Annotated in this window: 20 protein-coding genes and 1 riboswitch; of the genes, 12 read left to right on the forward strand and 8 right to left on the reverse strand. The window is 57.7% G+C overall.

The genetic code is table 11. From position 1 onward, the window contains the following. Nucleotides 1-76 precede the first annotated feature (76 nt). The 4 genes from thiQ to sgrR form a co-directional block, all read right to left on the reverse strand. Complete coding sequence (thiQ, locus tag MKZ79_RS13860) at nucleotides 77-778, reverse strand: thiamine ABC transporter ATP-binding protein ThiQ (protein WP_336142967.1); 702 nt, start codon at nucleotides 776-778, stop codon at nucleotides 77-79. Beyond that, nucleotides 762-2,381: a thiamine/thiamine pyrophosphate ABC transporter permease ThiP gene (gene thiP / locus MKZ79_RS13865; RefSeq protein ID WP_336142968.1), complete on the reverse strand. Its 1,620-nt coding sequence runs from the start codon at nucleotides 2,379-2,381 to the stop codon at nucleotides 762-764. Before thiP ends, thiQ begins: the two co-directional genes overlap by 17 nt. Then, entirely contained in the window at nucleotides 2,357-3,343 is a 987-nt protein-coding gene (thiB, locus tag MKZ79_RS13870) for a thiamine ABC transporter substrate binding subunit (protein WP_336142969.1), read from the reverse strand. Before thiB ends, thiP begins: the two co-directional genes overlap by 25 nt. 36 nt (nucleotides 3,344-3,379) lie before the next feature. Beyond that, nucleotides 3,380-3,478, reverse strand: a riboswitch (TPP riboswitch). A gap of 35 nt (nucleotides 3,479-3,513) precedes the next feature. Further along, nucleotides 3,514-5,175 (reverse strand): HTH-type transcriptional regulator SgrR, encoded by a 1,662-nt coding sequence (gene sgrR / locus MKZ79_RS13875; RefSeq protein ID WP_336142970.1) that lies wholly within the window; start codon nucleotides 5,173-5,175, stop codon nucleotides 3,514-3,516. Between the two features lie 246 nt (nucleotides 5,176-5,421). On the opposite strand from sgrR, the gene MKZ79_RS13880 reads away from it, so the two are divergent. Together MKZ79_RS13880 and MKZ79_RS13885 are read left to right on the forward strand one after the other, a co-directional pair. Next, a complete protein-coding gene (locus MKZ79_RS13880) occupies nucleotides 5,422-6,600 on the forward strand; it encodes a sugar efflux transporter (protein WP_336142972.1) in 1,179 nt (392 codons plus the stop codon). Nucleotides 6,601-6,839: 239 nt separating this feature from the next. Continuing rightward, nucleotides 6,840-7,340 (forward strand): hypothetical protein, encoded by a 501-nt coding sequence (locus MKZ79_RS13885; RefSeq protein WP_336142973.1) that lies wholly within the window; start codon nucleotides 6,840-6,842, stop codon nucleotides 7,338-7,340. Nucleotides 7,341-7,429: 89 nt separating this feature from the next. Here MKZ79_RS13885 and leuD read toward each other — a convergent pair whose 3' ends face one another. Genes leuD through leuA form a run of 4 tightly spaced genes read right to left on the reverse strand, consistent with a single transcriptional unit; the run spans nucleotide 7,430 to nucleotide 12,091 of the window. Continuing rightward, nucleotides 7,430-8,035 (reverse strand): 3-isopropylmalate dehydratase small subunit, encoded by a 606-nt coding sequence (gene leuD, locus MKZ79_RS13890; RefSeq protein WP_336142975.1) that lies wholly within the window; start codon nucleotides 8,033-8,035, stop codon nucleotides 7,430-7,432. 2 nt (nucleotides 8,036-8,037) lie between these two features. Next, nucleotides 8,038-9,441, reverse strand: a complete 1,404-nt coding sequence (gene leuC / locus MKZ79_RS13895; RefSeq protein WP_336142976.1) for a 3-isopropylmalate dehydratase large subunit — start codon at nucleotides 9,439-9,441, stop codon at nucleotides 8,038-8,040. A 2-nt stretch (nucleotides 9,442-9,443) separates the two neighbouring features. Continuing rightward, nucleotides 9,444-10,532, reverse strand: a complete 1,089-nt coding sequence (leuB, locus tag MKZ79_RS13900; RefSeq protein WP_336142978.1) for a 3-isopropylmalate dehydrogenase — start codon at nucleotides 10,530-10,532, stop codon at nucleotides 9,444-9,446. After that, nucleotides 10,532-12,091: a 2-isopropylmalate synthase gene (gene leuA, locus MKZ79_RS13905; RefSeq protein ID WP_336142979.1), complete on the reverse strand. Its 1,560-nt coding sequence runs from the start codon at nucleotides 12,089-12,091 to the stop codon at nucleotides 10,532-10,534. The genes leuB and leuA overlap by 1 nt, the downstream gene beginning before the upstream one ends. 890 nt (nucleotides 12,092-12,981) lie before the next feature. Between leuA and ilvI the strand changes: the two genes are divergently transcribed. The 10 genes from ilvI to mraY all read left to right on the forward strand — a co-directional run bounded on the left by ilvI (nucleotide 12,982) and on the right by mraY (nucleotide 24,340). Next, the gene (gene ilvI, locus MKZ79_RS13910) at nucleotides 12,982-14,703 is read left to right on the forward strand and encodes an acetolactate synthase 3 large subunit (RefSeq protein WP_336142980.1); all 1,722 of its coding nucleotides are present in this window, start codon (nucleotides 12,982-12,984) and stop codon (nucleotides 14,701-14,703) included. A 2-nt stretch (nucleotides 14,704-14,705) separates the two neighbouring features. Then, the gene (ilvN, locus tag MKZ79_RS13915) at nucleotides 14,706-15,197 is read left to right on the forward strand and encodes an acetolactate synthase small subunit (protein WP_336142981.1); all 492 of its coding nucleotides are present in this window, start codon (nucleotides 14,706-14,708) and stop codon (nucleotides 15,195-15,197) included. A 192-nt stretch (nucleotides 15,198-15,389) separates the two neighbouring features. Next, nucleotides 15,390-16,400 (forward strand): catabolite repressor/activator, encoded by a 1,011-nt coding sequence (gene cra, locus MKZ79_RS13920; RefSeq protein WP_336142982.1) that lies wholly within the window; start codon nucleotides 15,390-15,392, stop codon nucleotides 16,398-16,400. Nucleotides 16,401-16,937: 537 nt separating this feature from the next. Then, on the forward strand, nucleotides 16,938-17,396 hold the full coding sequence (mraZ, locus tag MKZ79_RS13925; protein ID WP_336142983.1) for a division/cell wall cluster transcriptional repressor MraZ: 459 nt from the start codon (nucleotides 16,938-16,940) through the stop codon (nucleotides 17,394-17,396). A 2-nt stretch (nucleotides 17,397-17,398) separates the two neighbouring features. Then, the gene (gene rsmH, locus MKZ79_RS13930) at nucleotides 17,399-18,340 is read left to right on the forward strand and encodes a 16S rRNA (cytosine(1402)-N(4))-methyltransferase RsmH (protein ID WP_336142984.1); all 942 of its coding nucleotides are present in this window, start codon (nucleotides 17,399-17,401) and stop codon (nucleotides 18,338-18,340) included. Further along, nucleotides 18,337-18,657, forward strand: a complete 321-nt coding sequence (gene ftsL / locus MKZ79_RS13935; RefSeq protein WP_253455285.1) for a cell division protein FtsL — start codon at nucleotides 18,337-18,339, stop codon at nucleotides 18,655-18,657. The genes rsmH and ftsL overlap by 4 nt, the downstream gene beginning before the upstream one ends. 8 nt (nucleotides 18,658-18,665) lie before the next feature. Beyond that, nucleotides 18,666-20,432, forward strand: coding sequence for a peptidoglycan glycosyltransferase FtsI (locus MKZ79_RS13940; protein ID WP_336142985.1), 1,767 nt, complete (start codon nucleotides 18,666-18,668; stop codon nucleotides 20,430-20,432). Next, nucleotides 20,419-21,906 carry a UDP-N-acetylmuramoyl-L-alanyl-D-glutamate--2,6-diaminopimelate ligase gene (gene murE, locus MKZ79_RS13945; RefSeq protein WP_336142986.1) on the forward strand — a complete coding sequence of 496 codons (1,488 nt, stop codon included), beginning with the start codon at nucleotides 20,419-20,421 and terminating at the stop codon, nucleotides 21,904-21,906. Before MKZ79_RS13940 ends, murE begins: the two co-directional genes overlap by 14 nt. Further along, nucleotides 21,903-23,264 (forward strand): UDP-N-acetylmuramoyl-tripeptide--D-alanyl-D-alanine ligase, encoded by a 1,362-nt coding sequence (gene murF / locus MKZ79_RS13950; RefSeq protein WP_336142987.1) that lies wholly within the window; start codon nucleotides 21,903-21,905, stop codon nucleotides 23,262-23,264. The genes murE and murF overlap by 4 nt, the downstream gene beginning before the upstream one ends. Beyond that, on the forward strand, nucleotides 23,258-24,340 hold the full coding sequence (gene mraY / locus MKZ79_RS13955; protein WP_336142988.1) for a phospho-N-acetylmuramoyl-pentapeptide-transferase: 1,083 nt from the start codon (nucleotides 23,258-23,260) through the stop codon (nucleotides 24,338-24,340). Before murF ends, mraY begins: the two co-directional genes overlap by 7 nt.

The raw sequence follows: 24,340 nt of genomic DNA on the forward strand, positions 1-24,340 counted from the left end.
TTTTTCCTCGATCGCGTCGGCATGCAGTTTTTTGCAGGCTTGAACGGCGAAGCAACGCTGCTGCGGCTGGCCGCTTTTAGCGCAGAGCAATTCCCAGCACGGCAGCCTCTTTGACCTCGCCGTTAAGCAAGGCGGAAGTGCCGCCGTCCCAGCAGATCCGGCCATCGACCACCAGCGCGCTGCGCGGCGTGATACGCGCCGCATCCTCAATGCTGTGCGATACCATCAGCAGCGTGATGTTTCTTTCCCGACAGACTTCATCCGTCAGCGCCAGCATCTCCTTGCGCAGCGCCGGATCCAGCGCGGAAAACGGCTCGTCCAGCAGCAGGATCGGCTGTTGGCGCACCAGGCAGCGGGCCAGCGCGGCGCGCTGTCGCTGACCGCCGGAAAGCTCGCCGGGCAGACGTGCCAGGTACGCTTCCAGCCCGACTCTTTCCGCTATCCTCTGTAAACGCTGACGCTGATCGGCGTCCAGCCGCAGTCCCGGATGCAGTCCCAGCCCGATATTTTGCGCCACGGTAAGATGGGGGAACAGGTTGTTCTCCTGAAACAGCATGGAAACCGGCCGTTTCGCCGGCGGCGTAAGCAGGTGATCCGCGCCGTTAAGCTGCAGTTCGCCGCTGTCGGCAAGCAGAAAACCGGCGATCAGGCTTAGCAGCGTACTCTTGCCCGCACCGCTGGGGCCGAGGATGGCCAGACGTTCTCCCGCCTGCATTGAAAGGGTAAAGCGCATCGGCAGATGCTGGTAGATCCAGGTCAGGTTAGTCAGCGTCAGCATGGCGTCCCGGCAGTTTTTCAATCAGGGTAAACAAAAGGAAGCAGAGCAGCAGCAGCAGCAGCGCGCTTACCGCGCCATCTTCGCTGCGATAGGAGCCCATCTGCTGATAAAGATAAAAGGGCAGCGTACGGAAATCTTCGTTGCCAAACAGCGCCACTACGCCGAAATCGCCGACCGACAGCACGCTGGCGAAAGCCATCGCCTGCGCCAGCGGTCGTTTCAGCGCGCGCAGCTCTATCAGCCGCAGCCGGTTCAGGCCGCGAATATCCAGCGCCAGGCAAAGGCGGTTATAGCGTTCGGCGATATCGCGCAGCGGGTTTTCCAGCACTTTGATGGCATAGGGGATGGCCATCAGCGCGTTGGTAAAGATAACGATGCCTTCCGCCGACTGCGGCAGGCCGCTGGTCTCGTTCAGCAGCAGAAAGAAGCCGGTAGCAAGCACGATGCCGGGCATCGCCAGGATCAGCATACCGCTCAGTTCCAGCATCTGGCCGGCGAAGGGCTGCTGGCGCAGGCGCAGTTCCCGGCTGCTCCACAGCAGCATTACGGTAAGGATTACGCAAATCGCGCCCGCGCCCAGCGCGATGCTTATCGAGGTATAAACGGCTTGCCACAGCGCGGGCTGCTGAAGGACGCTAAACAGGCTGCTGTTTAACCCGCTGACGATCACCGCCAGCAGCGGCGGCGCTATCAGCAGCAGCGCCAGCGTCAGCAGCACGGTATCCAGAACCTTCGCGCGTCGGCTATCCTGCCGATCCCGCCAGCTTTGCAGGCTGGTTGTGCCGGAAGGCAGCGCCTTGCTCAGCCGCTGGCTCAGCAGCACCAGGCTCAGACAGCAGATCATCTGAATAAGCGCCAGCAGCGCGGCGCGCCCGGGGTCATAATCAAAATTCAACGCCTGGAAGATCGCCAGTTCGATGGTGGTGGCTTTGGGGCCGCCGCCCAGCGCCAGCACGGTCGCGAAGCTGGCGAAACAGAGCATAAAGATGAGCGAACCGGTCGGCAGCAGCTGCCGCCGCAGCCAGGGCCACTCCACCAGACGAAAAGAGTGCCATCCCGTTACGCCAAGCTGGGCGGCAAGCTGACGCTGCTCTGTCGGGATCTGCTCCAGCGTCTGCAGCAGCAGCCTGGCAGCCAGCGGCAGGTTAAAAAAGAGGTGCGCCAGCAAAATGCCCTGCAGGCCATAAGGCGAAAAGAGGTAGTCCACGCCAAGCCAGCCGCAAAGCGTCGCCAGCCATCCCGAGCGTCCGTAAACGCTCAGAATACCGAATACGGCCACCAGCACCGGCAGCACCAGCGTCATAGCACAGAGGCGCAGCAGGATGTTCCGGCCGGGAAAGCGGCGGCGCCAGAGCGCCCGCGCCAGCGGAACGGCAGGCGCCAGCGCCAGTAAAGCGGAGAGGAAAGCCTGCCAGAACGAGAAGCGCAGGACGTGCCACAGATAGCTGTCGTGCCAGAGACTGCCCGCATTGACCGACGCGTGACGCCACAGCGCCATAAAAGCGAGCAGCGCGACGGCAACCAGCAGCGTGGCGACAAGGCCGCCGGGAACCAGGTTGCCCGACGGTCTGCGGCGGCTTAGCGACTGACGGCGCGTTGCCATGCGCTGACCCACTCGCTGCGATGGCTGGCGACTTCCTGCGAGGAGTACTGCAGCGTGGTTTTCGGTACGGTCAGCGTGTCAAAGCCGGCAGGCAAGGCTGTCGGCACTGCCGGATACATCCAGTTGCCCTGCGGGATCGTCTGCTGGAAAGGCTTGTCCAGCATAAACTGCATAAATTTCTGCGCCAGCTGCGGCTGTTTGCTGCCCTTAAGCTGACCGGCGACTTCCACCTGTAAATAGTGCCCTTCGCTGAAGTCCGCCGCGGCGTACTGCGTTTTTTTCTCTTCGATCAGGTGATAAGCCGGCGAAGTGGTATAGCTCAGCACCATATCGGCTTCGCCTTTCAGGAACAGGCCATAGGCTTCGCTCCAGCCTTTAGTGACGGTAACGGTTTTCTTCGCCAGCTTCTGCCAGGCGGCAGGCGCGTCGTCGCCATAGACTTTTTGCATCCAGAGCAGCAGCCCCAGGCCAGGCGTGCTGGTGCGCGGATCTTCATAGATGACTTTCAGCGGCTGGCTGCCGTCGACCAGCTCCTTCAGGCTTTTGGGTGGATTGGCCAGTCGGGTTTTATCGTAAACAAAGGCGAACCAGCCATAGTCATAGGGCACGAAAGTGCTGTCGTGCCAGCCGCCCGGCACTTTAACCTCGTGGGTGTCGATATGGCTTTCGGTAAACAGGCCGGTTTTTTTCGCCGCATCCAGCAGGTTGTTGTCCAGACCCAGCACTACGTCAGCCTTGCTGTTTTTGCCTTCCATGCGCAGACGGTTCAGCAATGCAACGCCGTCGGCAAGGGCGACATAGTTCAGCTCGCAGCCGCAGTCGGCCTCAAACGCTTTTTTAATCGCCGGGCCAGGCCCCCAGTCAGAGGCAAAAGAGTCGTAGGTATAAACCGTTAGCGCAGGTTTGGCGGCGACGGCGGAGAGCGAGCAGAGCAGCAGCAGAGGCAGGGCTTTTTTTAACACTTTGCGTTCCTTGAGGGTCAGGGCGACGCGCGATCTGAGCAAAACACTCTCAAATCCCTACGCCGGTATTAGCCGGATCAGGTTCGACGGGTTTATCTCAGCCTCGGCTTGCGCCGCGCACCCCGTTGAGAACGCCTTATTCTAATGATTTCCAAAGAGTAGCGAAAGCGTCATGATTCCGGCGGCGCAAACCAGGCGGATTTGAAATCGAACCAGCCAAGCGTATTCATCCGCACGCCACGCATACTGCGCTCGCCCTCCAGCAGCAGCCAGTGGTGAAACAGGGGATGAAAGTAGCAGTCGGCTATCAGCTCTCTGCTCCAGTCGGCCAGCGACAGCTGCTGCTCGCGCCAGCGCTGCGCGTCCTTTTGCCAGTCAATCGGCACGCAATGCTGTAGCAGCGGGATCTCATAGAGCAGCGCAAACAGAGAGAAGGTCAGCGGCAGGGTGAAATTGGCGCTGCCCAGCCAGATATCGCTTTCCGCTTCGCCGCGATGCCAGCTGTCGTAATCGACCTGTCTGGTAACTAACTCAACGCCCTGAGAAGCCAGCAGCGGCTGCAGCAGATTAGCGATAGCCTGATGCTCGATATGATCGCCATACCAGGTCAGCGTCAGCGAGGTGAGGCCTGGAGGTTTCTCCGGCGCCGCCAGATCCCGGCGATGATGCCAGCGCGGCAGCAGTCCATAAGCCGGAAACCAGTAGCGCTGATAGCCGGTTCCTGCCTGGCTTAGCAACGTTATCGGGTTAGCGATGGCGCTAATCCAGCGGCGTACCTGCTCATCGCGACCCTGCGGCGAACGCTGATCGAACAGCAGAAAATAGCAGCCTTCTTCCAGGCGACTCTCCTCGGATTTTTCATCCAGGCTGCCGCCTTCCAGCCTGACGCCGGAGTAAACCAGCTCTTCGCTGATCTCCGGCAGTACCCAGATATTGACCTCGTCGATCAGCGCGCGGTAGCCGAAGTAGTCATCGAACGCTGCAATACGCAGCTGGCTTTGCTGGTTGCGCACTACGGCGTAAGGGCCGGTGCCGACGGGCTGGCGGCTGAAATCCGTCATCGAAGGCCATTCCCGCGGCAGAATTAGCGCGCTGACGCCTGCCAGCAGCCACGGCAGCCAGCGGTCGGGCTGATGAAGGTGGATATCCAACGTCCAGGGTGCGGAAGAGCTAACGCGCTGAATATGGCTGAAAAGCGGCTGCTTTTTTGCCCGCTCCAGCGTGGCGATCGCGTCCGCGACTTCCATTTCACGTCCGTGGTGAAAATGGACGGCGGGTCGCAGATAGAAACGCCAGTGCAGCGGCGTAACGGGCTGCCAGTGATGGGCGATATCCGGCTCGATTTCCCCGTTTTCCTCATTTATGCGAGTCAGGCCGCTGAAGATCTGTCTGGCCAGATGGGTTTCCGAGCGGCGCAGCGCCGTAGCGGGATTAAGGTTCAGCAGGGAACGATAGTAGAGTATCCGCAGGATATGTTTTCCCTGACGGAAGCTGCGGCCAAGATGGGAAATCAACATCTGCCGCACGGCGTTTTTATCGCCGACCAGCTGCACCAGCTGATCGATGCGATCCTGTTCCAGCAGCTCTTCCGCGCGCTGCTGCTGCAGCGCCAGGCCCGTATAGCGAAAGGTCAGCTTTGAGCGCTTGCCGCGGCCGGCTTCGGCCTGCCACTCCAGCCAGCCCGCCTTCTGCATGGCGCCAAGCAGGTTGCGCATATGACGGCGCGAGCAGCTTAGCTGAACCGCTAACCGCTCCAGTGTGGTTTCCTGCGACTGGCCTTCGCAGCTTTGCCACAGCCGGATAAACTGCTGCTGTAAACGTGTGGATTGCATAAAAGAGGAAATCCTGATGAAAACTCGCCTGTTTTTTCTGCCTTATATTAGAGCAATACTTATTGATGATGAAAGGGCGGGAGGCATTCTTTTGAATGGCGCGCTTTCAAGAATTTATATCTGAGTAGGGTGGGTTTTCACCAGCCAGCGGGCGTCTTGCCTGCTGGCTTTTTTCATTTTGCCGTTTTCTTCTATGCTTGCTGTTTGCGCCTGCAAGCAGGCCTTTTTATTTGCAGGGGATGAGGTATGAAATCGCTGCTGACGCGCCGTCGTCGTATTAATCCGGTTTATCTGGCCTTTATGGCGGTTTCTTTTATGGTTGGCGTGGCGGGCGCGCTGCAGGCGCCGACGCTGAGCCTGTTTCTGTCGCGTGAGGTAGAGGTACGGCCGTTTTGGGTCGGGCTTTTTTATACCGTGAATGCCGTCGCCGGCATTGTGGTCAGCCTGCTGCTGGCGAAAAGGTCGGACAGCAGCGGCGATCGCCGTATGCTAATTCTCTTTTGCTGTCTGATGGCGGTGGGCAACGCGCTGCTGTTTGCTTTTAATCGCCATTATCTGACGCTGATTACCTGCGGCGTGCTGCTGTCGGCGTTGGCCAGCGTAGCGATGCCGCAGATTTTCGCGCTGGCGCGGGAGTATGCGGACAGCTCCGCGCGTGAGGTGGTGATGTTCAGCTCGGTGATGCGCGCCCAGCTCTCGCTGGCATGGGTGATTGGGCCGCCGCTCTCTTTCGCGCTGGCGCTGAATTACGGTTTTACTACCATGTTTGTCGTCGCTGCCGCGCTGTTTGTGATCTGTATCGCGCTGATCTGGTTCGCGCTGCCTTCCGTGCCGCGCGTCGAGCAGCCAACGGAAATCGTGATTACCCAAATCAGCGCGTGGAAAAACCGGGACGTGCGGCTGCTGTTTATCGCCTCGCTGCTGATGTGGACCTGCAACACTATGTATATCATCGATATGCCGCTTTATATCAGCAGCGTACTGGGGTTGCCGGATCGGCTCGCCGGGCTGCTGATGGGCGTGGCCGCAGGTCTGGAGATCCCGGCAATGCTGCTGGCCGGCCATTACGTTAAGCGCTTCGGCAAACGTAAAATGATGCTGTTTGCCGTGGCTGCCGGCGTGCTGTTTTATCTGGGCCTGGTGCTGTTTCATTCACGGGCGGCGCTGCTGGCGCTACAGATTTTCAACGCCATTTTCATTGGCATTATCGCCGGGATCGGCATGCTCTATTTTCAGGATCTGATGCCCGGCAGGCCTGGCGCGGCCACCACGCTGTTTACCAACAGTATTTCAACGGGCGTCATTCTGGCGGGCGTTTTCCAGGGCGCGCTGGCCGAGACGTTCGGCCACTATGCGGTCTACTGGGGCGCGCTAATCCTCTCTGTCGCCGCGCTGGCGATGTCGGCTAAGGTAAAAGATGTTTAAGCTATTGGTGTTAGAAACTTCCAGATAGCGCCAGTTTTTGTTGCAAAAAAAGGCGAGTCGCCGCAAAATCCATCAGGTTATAATTTGTACTGGCGGGCATTGCCTGGTTGTCGAACGCAGTCTGCCTTTACTTCATGATGGACGGAATCAACATGTTGGCACCTAAGGAAACGCCCGAACGTTGCCGGAGGGAACAGAGCCGGTATTCGTTCGCTATGAAAAATCAGCAAGGAGGCGTAATGGACGATATCAGGGAAAAAATCGGGCGGCTGGAGAGCGAAACCAGCCAGATGCGGGTGGACATAGCGGCGCTGATCGAGCGCTCAAAGCATGCCGCCAATCAGTCATCGCTGGATACGCTGGTGGAGCAGGCGAAAGGGTTTGCCAGCCAGGCTGCGCTGGACGCGCTGGCGGAGCAGGCGAAAGGGTTTGCCAGTCAGGCTGCGCTGGACGCGCTGGCGGAGCAGGCGAAGGGGTTTGCCAGCCAGGCAGCGCTGGATGTGCTGGTAGAACGGTCGGAAAGCTTTGCGACGAAAGCCGACCTCGGGCTGTTACGAAGCGATCTTTATAAAGAAGTAGGTATGGTGCGAAGCGATCTTCAGCAAGAGATTTATGCTTCTGAAAACCGCCTGAACGCTAAGTTCGACGCGATCAATAACAGGATCACCTGGACGCTGCTGCTGCCCGCGCTAACGGCCATTATTCTCTGGTTCGTTAAGGTGGCTATCCTGAAAATATGAACGATAGCCAGAGAAGGATCTTTTCAACTTAACACACTGAATAAAAATATGTTTTGGCTATGATGTTGGGGCCGAAGCCCCAATAGCCTCTAGCGTAAAAACGTCGGCTGGCGCTGCTCGTAGTCGCTGATGCTGGCTTCGTGCTGGAGCGTCAGGCCAATGCTATCCAGGCCGTTCAGCAAACAGTGGCGGCGAAAAGCGTCAATAGCAAACGCGTAACGCTTCTCACCGGCAACCACTTCCTGTTTCTCTAAGTCCACGGTAAAGCTGATGCCTGGCTCAGCTGCCACCAGACGGAACAGCTCATCCATTTCCTCCTCGCTTAGCGTCACCAGCAGCAGCTGATTATTAAACGAGTTATTGGCAAAGATATCGGCAAAGTCGCTGCCGATAATCGCCCGAATGCCATAGTCGGTCAGCGCCCAGGGCGCATGTTCGCGTGAGGAGCCGCAGCCAAAATTTTCCCGCGTCAGCATAATGCTGGCGCCGCGAAACGCCGGTTTATTCAGGATAAACTCCGGATCGGGGATCTGGCCTTCCGCATCCTTATAGCGCCAGTCAAAAAACAGGTTGCGGCCAAAACCGGTGCGCGTCACCATCTGCAGAAACTGCTTGGGGATAATGGCGTCGGTATCGACATTGGCGGCATCCATCGGCACCACAACGCCGGTATGCTGCGTAAATTTTTTCGCCATAGTTACTCCTGATTCAGCTCGCGGATATCGGCAAAGCGTCCGGCGATCGCCGCCGCCGCTGCCATCGCCGGGCTGAGCAAATGCGTACGTCCACCGCGACCCTGGCGTCCCTCGAAATTGCGGTTGCTGGTCGAGGCGCAGCGCTCGCCGGGGCTTAAGCGATCGTTGTTCATCGCCAGGCACATTGAGCAGCCGGGCAAACGCCATTCGAAACCGGCATCCAGGAAAATTCTGTCCAGGCCTTCCGCTTCCGCCTGCGCCTTAACCGGCCCGGAGCCAGGCACCACATAAGCCTGTACGTTAGCGGCAATTTTATGGCCTTTCACCACCGAAGCGGCCGCACGCAGATCCTCGATACGCGAGTTGGTGCAGGAGCCGATAAATACCTTATCGATTTGCACTTCGGTCAGTTTGATTCCCGGTTTGAGATCCATATAGGCCAGCGCTTTTTCCGCCGAGGCGCGCTCAACAGGATCGCTGAAGCTGGCCGGATCGGGGATAACGTCGTTAACGGCAATAACCTGTCCCGGATTGGTGCCCCATGTTACCTGCGGCGCAATATCGGCGGCATTCAGCGTCACCACTTTATCAAAGCGCGCGCCGCTGTCGGATTTCAGCGTGCGCCAGTAAGCGATCGCTTTTTCCCACTCCTGCTCTTTCGGCGCGAACTGACGGCCCCGAACGTAGTTAAACGTGGTTTCATCCGGCGCGACCAGGCCCGCTTTCGCGCCCAGCTCAATCGCCATATTGCACAGCGTCATTCGGCCTTCCATGCTCAGCTGCTCCACCGCCGGGCCGCAAAACTCCACCACGTGACCGTTGCCGCCGCCGCTGCCGGTTTTGCCGATAATCGCCAGCGCGATATCTTTGGCGGTAATGCCCGGCGCGGTCTGGCCCACGACCTCAATCTTCATGGTTTTCGCGCGCGACTGCTTCAGCGTCTGCGTCGCCAGCACGTGCTCGACTTCCGAAGTGCCGATGCCAAAAGCCAGCGCGCCGAAAGCGCCGTGAGTGGAGGTGTGCGAGTCGCCGCAGACGATGGTCATACCGGGCAGCGACATGCCTTGCTCAGGGCCGATCACGTGCACAATGCCCTGAAAAGGATGCTTCAGGTCATACAGGCGCACGCCGAACTCTTCGCAATTTTTAATCAGCATGGACATCTGGATACGCGCCATTTCACCACTGGCGTTGATATCACGCGTTTGCGTAGAAACGTTGTGATCCATCGTAGCGAAGGTTTTCGCTGGCTGGCGCACAGGACGACCGTGCGCGCGCAGGCCGTCAAAAGCCTGCGCGGAAGTGACCTCATGCACCAGATGCCGATCGATGTAGAGCAGCGGCGTCTCGTTGGGCGCTTCGTGCACGACATGGGCGTCAAACAGCTTCTCGTATAATGTTTTCATAATCAGGCTTCGCGAATAAAGCGGGCGATAACGGTGCCCATTTCCTCAGTGCCGATCGCTTCGCCGCCGCCGGCCAAATCGCCGGTGCGGTAGTTTTCCGCCAGGGCGCGGCCGATCGCCTGCTCAATAGCTTCGGCTGCTTCGGCGGCATCCAGGCTGTAGCGCAGCAGCAGCGCCAGCGACAGGATCTGGGCAACCGGATTAGCGATATTTTTGCCGGCGATGTCGGGCGCGGAGCCGCCCGCAGGCTCAAACAGACCGAAGCCCTGTTCGTTCAGGCTGGCGGAAGGCAACATGCCCATAGAGCCGGTAATCATCGCGCATTCGTCAGAAAGGATGTCGCCAAACAGGTTGGAGCAAAGCATGACGTCGAACTGCGAAGGCTCCTTGATCAGCTGCATGGTGGCGTTATCGATATACATATGATGCAGCTCGACATCGGGATAATCCTGCGCCACTTCGGTGACGATCTGCCGCCATAAAATAGAGGACTGCAGCACGTTGGCCTTGTCGATCGACGTGACTTTTTTACGGCGCTTGCGGGCGGACTCAAAAGCGATACGGGCAATGCGCTCGATTTCGAAGCGGTGATAAACCTCGGTATCAAAAGCGCGCTCGTGCTGGCCGCTGCCTTCGCGGCCTTTCGGCTGACCGAAATAGATGCCGCCGGTCAGCTCGCGCACCACCAGAATATCGAAACCTTTCGCCGCGATATCGGCGCGCAGCGGGCAAAAGGCCTCCAGTCCCTGATGCAGGCTGGCCGGACGCAGGTTGCTGAACAGCTTGAAGTGCTTACGCAGCGGCAGCAGCGCGCCGCGCTCCGGCTGTTCTGCTGGCGGCAGATGTTCCCATTTTGGGCCGCCAACGGAGCCGAACAGAATCGCGTCCGCCTGCTCGCAGCCTGCGACGGTGGCGGGCGGCAGCGGCTTGCCGTGACGATCGATGGCGATGCCGCCGACATCATACTCGCTGGTGGTAATGCGCAGGTTGAAACGCTGGCGTACAGCGTCCAGTACCTTGCCGGCCTGAGCCATCACTTCCGGGCCGATGCCGTCTCCGGGCAAAACCGCAATATGATAAGTCCTTGTCATTATACCGCTTCCTTCTCGTTGGCTTTACGCTGCAGTTCCTGCTCGACCTGGCGCGCGCGCCAGATATTATTCAGGGCGTTGATCATCGCTTTGGCGGAAGACTCCACGATATCCGTCGCCAGGCCTACGCCATGGAATTTACGCCCGTTGTAGTTCACCACGATATCAACCTGGCCCAACGCGTCTTTGCCGTGGCCTTTGGCGGTCAGCTGATATTTCACCAGCTCGGCGTCAAATTCAGTAATGCGATTAATCGCCTGATAAACCGCATCGACCGGGCCGTTGCCCGTCGCCGCTTCCGCTATGGATTCGTCGCCGCAGGCCAGTTTAACCGAGGCGGTCGCCATCACGCTGGAGCCGGACTGCACGCTGAAGTAATCCAGACGGAAATGCTCCGGTTCCTCGTTCTGTTTGTTGATAAAGGCCAGCGCTTCCAGATCGTAATCGAACACCTGGCCTTTTTTATCGGCCAGCTTCAGGAAGGCGTCGTACAGGCTGTCCAGATTGTAATCCTGTTCTTTATAGCCCATCTCATCCATACGGTGCTTCACGGCCGCGCGGCCGGAACGCGAAGTCAGGTTCAGCTGAATCTGATGCAGACCGATCGACTCCGGCGTCATGATTTCGTAGTTTTCGCGGTTTTTCAGCACGCCGTCCTGATGGATGCCGGAGGAGTGCGCGAACGCGCCGGTACCTACTATCGCCTTGTTGGCCGGGATGGGCATATTGCACAGCTGGCTGACCAGCTGGCTGGTGCGATAAATCTCCTGATGATGAATATTGGTATGCACGTTCATCAGCTGGCTGCGGGTTTTGATCGCCATGATCACTTCTTCCAACGCGCAGTTACCCGCTCGTTCGCCCAGGCCGTTAATAGTGCCTTCAACCTGGCGCGCGCCAGCCTGCACGGCAGCCAGAGAGTTGCCGACTGCCATCCCTAAATCGTCATGGGTATGCACGGACAGAATGGCTTTATCGATATTGGGTACGCGGTTACGCAACTGACTGAAAATATTGCTGTATTCGCTCGGCAGCGTATAGCCTACGGTATCCGGAATATTGATAGTGGTCGCGCCAGCGTTGATAGCGGCCTCCACTACGCGACACAGATCGTCGATCGGCGTACGGCCGCCGTCTTCGCAGGAGAACTCCACGTCGTCAGTGTAGTTGCGGGCGTGTTTCACCATACGCACGGCGCGTTCAATTACTTCCGGCAGCGTGCTGCGCAGCTTGGTGGCGATATGCATCGGCGAGGTCGCCAGGAAGGTGTGGATACGATAGGCCTCCGCTACGCGCAGCGCTTCATAAGCCGCATCGATATCTTTTTCAACACAGCGGGCCAGCGCGCAAACACGGCTGTTTTTTACCTGGCGAGCGATAGTCTGTACGGATTCGAAGTCGCCCGGCGAGGAGACAGGGAAACCGACCTCCATCACGTCAACGCCCATACGCTCCAGCGCCAGCGCTATCTGCAGTTTCTCTTTCACGCTCAGGCTGGCCTGTAATGCCTGTTCGCCGTCACGCAGCGTGGTATCGAAAATAATAACTTGTTGGCTCATCAGATAATTCCTTTCATGTTTGCATCGCTAATGCTACGAGCATAAAAAAACCCGCGCAGTAGCGCGGGTTTTTTAGGTTTGCAAGCCTGAATCAGTGATTCATTCCGCCCACAAGTCTACCGCGCAAGAATCTGCGTTTAGTAGTAGACCGAGTAGGAGGAGGGTACGAATCATTGAGTCAGGCCTCATAAATTTGCTGTTCCCTTATTGATACTTGAAAGCAGGGGGCGATGTCAAGGCAAGCCGTAAGGTTATAATCCGCAGCGGAAAAGCGACGCAGGAAAAATATTCTGGCTCAGCTTTGGCAGGCAGAAGAAAAAGGCGAGTGCCGACAGGCGCTGTGTAGAAAAGCGTAGGGGTAAATTGCGCTTTTTTATCGTTAATTTTCTTTGCAAACAATGGGTTATCTGAGTTTCCCTCGCGGCGATCCCCCACTGGAAATTAGCAGTTAATTAGTTAATTCTTTTATGAAAATAATCACATTTAGCAGAAAAAACTAAATCATTCGGCCTGTTTGAACAGGTAAACTTTATTCAAAGAAATTTACTCGCCAATAACGAAACGATCACACTGAAAAAAAAGGCTTGGTCAGCATAAACCGCTTTTTTAGCAGCATATCATCAGCGTAAACGTCGACAGGCTGGCGTGACCCGTAGTGCCTTAATAGTCGCTTGCGTTCATTAACCGCGAGAAGGAGGTTTGCCTGCCAGGTTTTCTGCGGTTATGGTAAAACAAAAATAAAGAGGGCAGCGCCCTGTACCCGACGACTGAAATTATTTTCAGCGTTTGAATAAACACAGGTTTTGAACTTATTGGCATGCAGCCGCTATTTCTGCAATAAAAGCGGAAAGCATACTGATAAATCAGCACCTTAAAGCCTGGAGGCAAAAATGGAGATGTTGTCAGGAGCGGAGATGGTGGTCCGATCGTTAATCGATCAGGGCGTAAAACATGTGTTCGGCTATCCCGGCGGAGCCGTACTGGATATTTATGACGCATTGCAAACCGTAGGCGGTATCGATCATATCCTGGTGCGCCATGAGCAAGGCGCTGTGCATATGGCGGACGGCTATGCCCGCGCTACGGGTGAAACGGGCGTGGTTCTGGTCACTTCCGGCCCTGGCGCGACCAATGCCATTACCGGGATCGCCACTGCCTATATGGATTCCATTCCTATGGTAGTGCTTTCCGGTCAGGTTCCCTCTTCGCTGATCGGCTACGATGCCTTTCAGGAGTGCGATATGGTCGGGATTTCACGCCCGATCGTCAAACACAGCTTTATGGTGAAGCAGGTCGAAGAGATCCCCACGATAGTGAAAAAAGCTTTCTGGCTGGCTTCCAGCGGACGTCCTGGTCCCGTGGTGATCGACCTGCCGAAAGATATGATGAACCCGGCGAACAAGCTGCCTTATCAGTGGCCGGAGACGGTCAGCATGCGTTCCTATAATCCCACGACTCAGGGGCATCGGGGCCAGATCAAGCGTGCGCTGCAAAGCCTGCTGGCGGCGAAGAAACCCGTGCTCTACGCGGGCGGTGGCGTAATCAATGCCGACTGCGCCGCAGAGCTGCGTAAGATCGCCGAGCAGCTTAATCTGCCGGTAACCTGTTCGCTGATGGGGCTGGGCGCTTTCCCCGGCACGCACCGGCAGTGTCTGGGGATGCTGGGGATGCACGGCACCTACGAAGCGAATATGACCATGCATAACGCCGACGTTATTTTTGCCGTTGGCGTGCGTTTCGATGATCGCACCACCAATAACTTAATGAAGTACTGCCCGAACGCCACCGTGCTGCATATTGATATCGATCCGGCCTCTATCTCGAAAACCGTGTCGGCGGATGTGCCTATCGTTGGCGACGCGCGCGACGTGCTGCAGCAGATGCTGGAAATGCTAAAGCAAAACAGCGAACAGGATTTCGACAGCCTGCGTGACTGGTGGCAAAGTATCGAGCAGTGGCGTTCGCGCGAGTGCCTGGCTTTCGATCGCAACAGCGATAAGATCAAGCCGCAGGCGGTTATTGAGACTATCTGGCGGCTGACCAACGGTGACGCCTACGTGACTTCCGACGTCGGTCAGCACCAGATGTTCGCCGCGCTCTATTATCCTTTCGATAAGCCGCGCCGCTGGATCAACTCTGGCGGGCTGGGCACGATGGGCTTTGGTCTGCCCGCCGCGCTGGGCGCGAAGCTGGCGCTACCGGAAGAAACCGTGGTTTGCGTCACGGGCGACGGCAGTATTCAGATGAATATTCAGGAGCTGTCGACCGCACTGCAGTATGGTCTGCCGGTACTGGTCCTGAGCCTGAACAACCGCTATCTCGGCATGGTGAAGCAGTGGCAGGATATGATCTATTCGGGTCGCCATTCGCAATCTTATATGGAGTCGCTCCCTGATTTCATTAAGCTGGCGGAAGCTTACGGCCATGTCGGCATCCGTATCGACCGCCCGCAGGAGCTGGAGGAGAAACTGAGCCAGGCGCTGGCGGAATTGCAAAAAGGTCGTCTGGTGTTTGTGGATGTTAACGTGGATGGCAGCGAACACGTTTACCCGATGCAGATCCGCGGCGGCGGAATGGACGAAATGTGGCTGAGTAAAACGGAGAGGACATAATTATGCGTCGTGTTTTATCGGTACTGCTGGAGAACGAGTCCGGCGCATTATCGCGCGTGGTGGGGCTTTTCTCACAGCGCGGCTATAACATTGAAAGCCTGACCGTAGCGCCGACTGACGATCCAACGCTGTCGCGGATGACCGTGCAGACCGTAGGCGATGAGAAAGTGCTGGAGCAGATTGAAAAGCAGCTGCACAAGCTGGTAGACGTGCTGCGCGTCACCGAACTGGGGCAGGGCGCTTTTGTCGAACGTGAAATCATGCTGGTGAAAATTCAGGCGACCGGCTATGGACGCGAAGAGGTCAAACGCAGCGCGGAAATTTTTCGCGGACAGATAGTCGACGTGACGCCTTCGCTTTATACGGTTCAGCTCGCCGGCACCAGCGACAAACTGGATGCTTTTCTGAGCACGGTTCGCGAAGTGGCGGAAATCGTCGAGGTAGCGCGTTCCGGCGTCGTCGGCGTGGCGCGCGGCGAGCGTATTATGCGCTGATCGCTCAACGCGATGAAGGTGAAATATTGCTAACCCGGCGTAATGCCGGGTTTTTTCATTTTTGCCAGAAAGCTCCCGCCTGGCGCTAAAAGAGGTTGCTGGCGCTGCTGTTAGATGTAAAGATTATCTTATCCTTAGCCGCGACGTGGCTATTTTTTCTGCGCCGTCACGGTGCCTGAGCGTGGAGTGATTGTGAAACTGGATGAAATCGCGCGTCTTGCTGGTGTATCGCGCACGACGGCCAGCTACGTTATAAACGGTAAAGCCCGGCAGTATCGTGTCAGCGACAAGACCGTAGAAAAAGTTATGGCGGTGGTTCGCGAACATAATTATCACCCCAACGCCGTCGCCGCAGGCTTGCGCGCGGGGCGTACCCGCTCCATTGGCCTGGTGATCCCCGATCTGGAAAATACCAGCTATACGCGAATCGCCAACTATCTGGAGCGGCAGGCCCGCCAGCGCGGCTATCAGCTGCTGATCGCCTGTTCAGAAGATCAGCCGGACAATGAGATGCGCTGCGTGGAGCATCTGCTGCAGCGCAAGGTGGACGCCATTATTGTGTCTACCTCACTGCCGCCGGAACACCCTTTTTACCAGCGTTGGATCAACGACCCGTTGCCGATTGTCGCGCTGGATCGCGCGTTGGATCGCGAGCATTTCACCAGCGTCGTGGGCGCGGATCAGGACGATGCGGAGATGCTGGCCGCCGAGCTACGTAAACAGCCGGCTGAATCCATTCTTTATCTCGGCGCGCTACCAGAGCTCTCCGTCAGCTTTCTGCGTGAAATGGGTTTTCGTCAGGCCTGGCAGGGCGACGAGCGCCCTATCGATTTCATCTACGCCAACAGCTTTGAGCGCACCGCGGCGGCGGCGCTGTTCGAAGAGTGGCTGGAAACGCATCCAATGCCCGACGCGCTGTTTACCACCTCTTTTGGCCTGCTGCAGGGCGTAATGGATGTGGCGCTGAAACGTGAAGGGCGTATGCCGACCGATCTGTCGATAGCCACCTTTGGCGACCACGAGCTGCTGGATTTTCTGGATTGTCCGGTTCTGGCGGTGGGCCAGCGTCATCGCGACGTGGCCGAACGCGTGCTGGAACTGGTGCTGGCAAGCCTGGACGAGCCGCGTAAACCTAAAGCCGGCCTGACCCGTATCCGGCGTAACCTCTATCGCCGCGGGCGTTTAAGCCGTAAAGAAAGTTAATCATTCAGGGCGACATCATTGTCGCCCTCTCTTTTATGTTTCCCTCGTTATGCCCGTCGCGTCAGATCGCCAAATAAAAGCGATTCGCCGGACTCCCGCCGTTAACGTAAATAAAAGTAAAGATATAATTCCAGCTGATTTTAACTTTCCGAAAACTCTGGCTTATTAAAAAGTTACCTGACATGGGTTCAGCCAGCCCAGCCAGAACGGCGCTGTCGGTGCCATTCCTTAAGAAATTCCTTAAAATGCCGGCGGGACAGCAGCGCTGACGACAGCCTCTTTACAGGCGATAATTGATATATTTTTAAGCAATTTAAGATTCCTGAAAAATTTCCCGTCACTATTCATTGGTTTATTTTTCAATAGCTGACTAAAGCTCGCTCTTTTTTAACTCTTTGCTGATTTTTCAGGAAAAGAAATAATCCCTTGCGGCCTGCGCTGTCGCTTGACAATGATTTCCTCCGCTCCGTAAACTCCACCGGGTGGGAATTTGTGGTGTAAAGTGGGGCTTAAGGGTAACAGAGGGGGAAGACTGGCATGTTCCGTGGAGCAACGTTAGTCAATCTCGACGGCAAAGGGCGGCTCGCTGTACCCGTACGCTATCGCGAAACGCTGGTGGGAGAATCTCAGGGGCAAATGGTTTGCACTATTGACCTCCATCAGCCATGCCTTCTGCTTTACACCCTGCCTGAATGGGAAATTATTGAACGTAAGCTGGCTCGCCTGTCGAGCATGAACCCCGTAGAGCGCCGCATTCAGCGCCTGTTATTGGGTCATGCCAGCGAATGCCAGATGGATAATGCAGGCCGTTTGCTGATTGCGAGTACGCTCCGTCAGCACGCGAATCTGACCAAAGAAGTGATGCTGGTTGGACAGTTTAACAAGTTTGAGCTGTGGGATGAACAGACCTGGTATCAACAAGTCAGGGAGGATATTGACGCGGAGCAGTCGACTCGGGAACCGCTATCCGAGCGCTTGCAGGATTTGTCATTATAGCTATGCAGGAAAATTTCAAACATACCACGGTGCTGCTGGACGAGGCCGTCAACGGTCTCAATATCAAACCTGACGGCATCTATATTGATGGCACATTTGGACGAGGCGGACACTCCCGGCTGATCCTCTCCGCGCTGGGCGAACAGGGGCGTCTTTACGCCATCGATCGTGACCCGCAGGCCATCGCCGCTGCGGCAGCCATTACCGACCCGCGCTTTACCATTATTCACGGACCTTTTTCCGCGCTGGCCGAGTACGCCGAAGCCCGCGGGCTGACCGGCCGTATTGACGGCATTTTGCTGGACCTGGGCGTTTCGTCGCCGCAGCTGGACGATGCCGAACGCGGCTTCTCTTTTATGCGCGACGGCCCGCTGGATATGCGAATGGATCCAACGAAAGGTCTTTCCGCCGCGGAATGGCTGCTGCAGGCGGAAGAGAGCGATATCGCCTTTGTGCTGAAAACCTTTGGCGAAGAGCGCTTTGCGAAGCGTATCGCACGTGCCATCGTCGAGCGCAACCGCGAGCAGCCGATGACCCGCACCAAAGAGCTGGCTGACGTCATTTACGCCGCCACGCCGGTTAAGGACAAATTCAAACATCCGGCGACGCGTAGCTTCCAGGCTATTCGTATCTGGGTGAACAGCGAACTGGAAGAGATTGAGCAGGCGCTCAAGGGCGCGCTGCTCGCGCTGGCGCCGGAAGGACGCCTGTCGGTCATCAGCTTCCACTCGCTGGAAGATCGTATCGTTAAACGTTTTATGCGCGAACAGAGCCGTGGCCCGCAGGTGCCTGCCGGTCTGCCGATGACGGAAGCGCAGCTAAGCAAGCTCGGCGGTCGTCAGCTTAAGGCGCTGGGCAAAATGATGCCGGGCGAAGCGGAAGTGGCGGAAAACCCGCGCGCGCGCAGCTCTGTACTGCGTATTGCTGAGAGGACGGCTTCATGATTGGCAACGAGCGACACAGTTTACCGGGCGTTATTGCGGGCGATCTTCTGCGCCACGGCAAAATCCCGCTGATTCTGGCTGTCGCCGTGCTGGTTTCTGCGGTGTTAGTGGTTACTACCGCGCATAAAACGCGACTGCTTACCGCACAGCGCGAGCAGCTGGTTCTGGAACGCGACGCGCTGGATATCGAATGGCGCAACCTGATTCTGGAAGAGAACGCGCTGGGCGATCACAGTCGCGTTGAAAGAACGGCTATGGAAAAGCTGCAGATGCAGCATGTCGATCCATCGCAGGAAAATATTGTGGTACAGCCATAAGGGCATAAATGAAAGCCGCAGTTAAGACGCTTAAGACAAAACGTCAGGAAGATCAGGCCAGCTTTGTCAGCTGGCGTTTTGCGTTGTTGTGCGGCTGTATTCTGGTGGCGCTGGGCGGCCTGCTGGCGCGTATGGCTTATCTGCAGGTTATCAACCCGGATAAACTGGTGCGCGAAGGCGATATGCGTTCGCTGCGTGTGCAGGCTGTGCCGACCTCGCGCGGGATGATTACCGACCGCGCCGGACGTCCGCTGGCCGTCAGCGTGCCGGTCAACGCCGTTTGGGCCGATCCTAAAGAGCTGAACGCCAAAGGCGGTATCACTTTAGACAGCCGCTGGCAGGCGTTATCCGATGCGCTCTCTATTCCGCTGGATCAGCTGGCGAACCGCGTTAACGCTAATCCCAAAGGCCGCTTTGTTTATCTGGCGCGCCAGGTCAATCCCGCCATCGGCGACTACATCAAAAAGCTCAAGCTTCCCGGCATCTTTTTACGTGAAGAGTCGCGTCGTTACTATCCGGCAGGCCAGGTCACGTCGCATCTGATCGGCTTTACCAATATCGACGGCCAGGGCATCGAAGGCGTGGAAAAAAGCTTCGATAAATGGCTGACCGGCGAACCGGGCGAACGCACCGTGCGTAAAGACAGGCATGGCCGCGTAATTGAAGACGTCTCCTCTGTAGACAGCCGTGCTGCTCACAACCTCGCGCTGAGCATTGATGAACGTTTGCAGGCGCTGGTCTACCGCGAGCTGAATAACGCCGTGGCGTTTAACAAAGCGGAATCGGGCACTGCCGTACTGGTGGACGTTAACACCGGCGAAGTACTGGCGATGGCCAATAGTCCTGCCTATAACCCCAATAACCTTACCGGCACCACCAAAGACGTGATGCGCAACCGCGCCATTACCGATATTTTCGAACCCGGTTCCACGGTGAAGCCGATGGTGGTGATGACTGCGCTGCAGCGCGGCGTGGTGCGCGAAAGCAGCGTGCTGAACACGGTGCCTTACCGGATCAACGGCCACGAGATCAAAGACGTGGCGCGCTATAACGAACTGACCCTGACCGGAGTGCTACAAAAATCGAGTAACGTCGGCGTTTCCAGGCTGGCGTTAGCGATGCCGTCCTCGGCGCTGGTAGAAACCTACTCGCGCTTTGGGCTGGGCAAGCCGACCAATCTGGGACTTGTCGGAGAAAGCAGTGGCTTGTATCCCCAAAAACAACGGTGGTCTGACATAGAGAGGGCCACCTTTTCTTTCGGCTACGGGCTAATGGTAACGCCGTTACAGTTAGCGCGAGTCTACGCCACGATCGGCAGCTATGGGCTTTATCGTCCGTTGTCGATCACCAAAGTCGATCCGCCCGTCGGCGGACAGCGCGTTTTTCCTGAAGAGCTGGTGCGCACCGTGATGCACATGATGGAGAGCGTGGCGCTGCCCGGCGGCGGCGGCGTAAAAGCGGCCATTAAGGGCTATCGTATCGCTATTAAAACCGGTACCGCGAAGAAAGTCGGGCCGGACGGTCGCTACGTCAACAAATATATCGCTTACACCGCTGGCGTGGCGCCGGCGAGCCGTCCCCGTTTCGCTCTGGTTGTGGTGATTAACGATCCACAGGCCGGCAAATATTACGGCGGCGCGGTTTCCGCTCCGGTCTTTGGCGCCATTATGGGCGGTGTGTTGCGCACCATGAATATTGAACCTGATGCGCTGCCTGTCGTTGAAAAAAACGAGGTGGCAGACAACAGAAGTGAGGGATCAAGTGACAGATCGTAATTTGCGCGATTTACTGGCGCCCTGGGTGCCTGCCGCGCCTTCGCTGCCGCTGCGTGACATGATTCTGGACAGTCGCCAGGCGGCTGCCGGCGATCTCTTTGTCGCCGTGAAAGGCCACGCGGTCGATGGCCGTCGTTTTATTCCCCAGGCTATCGCTCAGGGCGTAGCGGCCGTCATTGCTGAAGCGGAAGGCGAGGCGGAAGATGGCGATATCGTCAGCCAGCACGGCGTACCCGTTATTTATCTGGCGCAGCTGAATCAGCGACTCTCCGCGCTGGCCGGCCGTTTTTATCAGCAGCCGGGCGAAAAGCTGCGCCTGATCGGCGTTACCGGCACTAACGGCAAAACCACTACCACTCAGCTGCTGGCGCAATGGGCGCAGCTGCTGGGCGAAACCGGCGCGGTGATGGGCACCACCGGCAACGGCCTTTATGGGCGTCTTAAGCCGGTCGAAAACACCACCGGTTCTGCGGTAGAAGTACAGCAAACGCTGGCTTCGCTGGTTGAGCAGGGCGCGACGCTGGCCGCGATGGAGGTTTCCTCCCACGGTCTGGTGCAGCACCGCGTAGCCGCGCTGCCTTTTGCCGCTGCGGCCTTTACCAACCTCAGCCGCGATCATCTTGACTATCATGGCGATATGACTCGCTATGAATCCGCTAAATGGCTGCTTTTCTCCGAACATCTGGTCGGCCAGGCGATTATTAACGTCGATGACGAAGCGGGCCGCCGCTGGCTGGAAAAACTGCCCGACGCCGTCGCCGTGACGATGGAAAATAATCTGCAGCCGGGCTGGCATGGCCGCTGGCTGAAAGCCACGGAAGTGAACTATCACGATAACGGCGCCGCTATCCGCTTCGACTCAAGCTGGGGCGGCGGCGAACTGCAGAGCCGTCTGATGGGCGCTTTCAACGTCAGCAACCTGTTGGTAGCGCTGGCGACGCTGCTGGCGCTCGGCTATCCGCTGGCCGATTTAGCCGCTACCGGCAATCAGCTACAGCCGGTTACCGGCCGCATGGAAGTGTTCAGCGCGCCAGCGAAACCAACCGTGGTAGTGGATTACGCCCATACGCCGGATGCGCTGGAAAAAGCGCTGGAGGCCGCGCGCCTGCACTGCAAGGGCAAGCTGTGGTGCGTCTTCGGCTGCGGCGGCGATCGCGATAAAGGCAAGCGTCCGCTGATGGGCGCCATCGCCGAACAATTTTCCGACGTGGTGGTTATCACCGACGACAACCCGCGCAGCGAAGATCCCGCAGCGATAGTCGCCGACGTGCTGACCGGGCTGCTCGATCCGGGCCGCGCTCACGTTATCGCCGGACGCGCGCAAGCGGTCACTAACGTCATTATGCAGGCTAAAGAAGAGGATATCGTGCTGGTTGCAGGTAAAGGCCATGAAGATTATCAAATTGTCGGCAATCGCCGGCTGGATTACTCCGACCGGGATACCGTGGCGCGTCTGCTGGGGGTGATGGCATGATCGCGCTTTCCCTGCAAAAGCTGGCCGAGGTCACCGGCGGCGAACTCTTCGGCAGCGACCTTACCTTTAGCGAAGTAACCACTGACACACGCAAGGTTAGCGCGGGCTGCCTGTTTATCGCGCTGAAAGGCGAACGCTTTGACGCGCACGAACTGGTCGGCGATGCGATAGCCGCGGGTTCGGCGGCTCTGTTGGTCGGTAAGCACTTACCTGTAGCGGTGCCGCAGGTCGTGGTGAAAGATACGCGGCTTGCGCTGGGACAGCTGGCAGGCTGGGTACGCCAGCAGTCATCGGCTCGCGTGGTTGCGCTGACCGGCTCTTCCGGCAAAACCTCGGTGAAAGAGATGACGGCGGCCATTCTGCGCCAGTGCGGTGAAACGCTCTATACCGCAGGCAACCTGAACAACGATATCGGCGTGCCGCTTACGCTGCTGCGCCTGACCGCAGAACACCAGTATGCGGTGATTGAACTGGGCGCCAACCACCAGGGTGAAATCGCTTATACCACTTCTCTGACGCGTCCGGAAACGGCGCTGGTCAATAACCTGGCGGCGGCGCATCTGGAAGGATTCGGTTCACTGGCTGGCGTAGCGAAAGCCAAAGGCGAAATTTTTCAGGGGTTGCCGGAGAACGGCACCGCTATTCTCAACGCCGATAGCAACGATCGGGCCAACTGGCAGCCGCTGCTGGCGGGCAAAAGAGTCTGGCGTTTTTCGCCGCAGCCGCAGGCAGAGAGCGACTTTTCCGCCAGCGAAGTGCGCATCACCAGCCAGGGCACGCATTTTCTGATGAAAACGCCAGAGGGCAGCGTGACCATCCATCTGCCGCTGCCTGGCCGTCATAATATCGCCAACGCGCTGGCAGCGGCGGCGCTGGCGCTCTCCGTCGGTGCCTCCCTTGAGGCCATTCAGCAAGGACTCAGCCAGCTTAAAGCCGTGCCTGGCCGCCTTTTCCCGCTACTGCTGGCGGAAAACAAGCTGCTGCTGGACGACAGCTATAACGCCAACGTCGGTTCGATGACCGCTGCGGCTCAGGTGCTGGCAGAGATGCCCGGTTACCGCGTGATGGTCGTGGGCGATATGGCGGAGCTGGGCGATGAAGCCGAAGCCTGCCATCGGGAAGTGGGCGAGGCGGCGCGGCGCGCCGGTATCGACAAAGTGATCAGCGTAGGCGTTTTGAGTCGAGCTATCAGCGAAGCCAGCGGCGCGGGCGAACATTTTACCGATAAGGCTGCCGCCACGGCGCGTTTGCGAACGCTGCTGGCGGAGCAGCCCGTTATTACCGTTTTAGTTAAGGGTTCACGTAGTGCCGCCATGGAGCAGGTAGTACAGAGCTTACAGGAGAAAGGAACATGCTAGTCTGGCTGGCCGAACATCTGGTCACTTTTTATTCAGGCTTTAACGTCTTTTCCTATCTGACGTTTCGCGCCATCGTCAGCCTGCTGACCGCCCTGTTTATCTCGTTGTGGATGGGGCCGCGCATGATCGCCCGCCTGCAGGAGCTCTCCTTTGGTCAGGTAGTGCGTAACGACGGCCCGGAATCGCACTTCAGCAAGCGCGGCACGCCGACGATGGGCGGCATTATGATCCTGTTTTCCATCACCGTTTCGGTGCTGATGTGGGCCTATCCCTCCAACCCTTACGTCTGGTGCGTGCTGGTGGTGCTGGTAGGCTTCGGCATTATCGGCTTTGTGGATGACTATCGCAAAGTGGTGCGCAAAGACACTAAAGGGCTGATCGCGCGCTGGAAATACTTCTGGATGTCGGTGATTTCGCTGGGCGTCGCCTTCACGCTTTATGCGACAGGCAAAGGAACGCCGGCGACACAGCTGGTAGTGCCTTTCTTCAAGGATATCATGCCGCAGCTTGGGCTTTTTTACGTGCTGCTCGCCTACTTTGTGATTGTCGGCACCGGCAACGCGGTAAACCTGACCGACGGTCTGGATGGCCTGGCGATTATGCCGACCGTGTTTGTAGCCGCCGGTTTCGCGCTGGTTGCATGGGCGACCGGTAATATGAACTTCGCCAACTATCTGCATATTCCCTATCTGCGCCATGCGGGCGAACTGGTGATCGTCTGTACGGCGATCGTCGGCGCCGGGCTGGGCTTTTTATGGTTCAACACCTATCCGGCTCAGGTATTTATGGGCGACGTGGGATCGCTGGCGCTGGGCGGCGCGCTCGGCACTATCGCCGTGCTGCTACGCCAGGAGTTCCTGCTGGTGATTATGGGCGGCGTCTTCGTGGTGGAAACCCTGTCGGTGATCCTGCAGGTCGGCTCCTTCAAGCTGCGCGGCCAGCGCATTTTCCGCATGGCGCCTATCCATCACCATTATGAGCTTAAAGGCTGGCCGGAGCCGCGCGTGATCGTGCGCTTCTGGATTATTTCACTGATGCTGGTGCTGATTGGCCTGGCGACGCTGAAGGTGCGGTAA

This window comes from Erwinia sp. CGal63, assembly GCF_037026505.1.
In the GTDB taxonomy this organism is placed as follows: Bacteria; Pseudomonadota; Gammaproteobacteria; order Enterobacterales; family Enterobacteriaceae; genus Erwinia.